Origin of the sequence: Undibacterium sp. Ji22W (genome assembly GCF_049340305.1) — a bacterium.
Taxonomy (GTDB): Bacteria; Pseudomonadota; Gammaproteobacteria; order Burkholderiales; family Burkholderiaceae_D; genus Undibacterium.
On sequence record NZ_JBMPOU010000036.1, the window covers coordinates 1 to 255 of the forward strand.

Annotated in this window: 1 protein-coding gene; it reads right to left on the reverse strand. The window is 54.5% G+C overall.

Annotated features, from left to right (window positions below):
* On the reverse strand, nt 1–255 hold a 255-nt coding region (locus ACO0KW_RS20485), incomplete at both ends, for a hypothetical protein (RefSeq protein ID WP_423055191.1).

Sequence of the window (255 nt, forward strand, 5' to 3'; positions counted from 1 at the left end):
CTGCTTCATATTTACTGTTCGTATCGGTGACACCACTAATCGTGGCGATCAGGGATTCAGAACCTTCTTTCAAATAATCATCGGTGGCAGTGACTGTAAATGTCGTGCTGCTGCTGCCACTGACATTAACGCTCGCTGGCAATGCGCTGGTATCGACACCCGCTGTCGCGACGCCGCTCCAGTTCAAGGCGACCGCAACACTGCTGCCGACTGGAACACTGACGGCATTGCCGCTGCTGTCTTTGAGGGTGACCG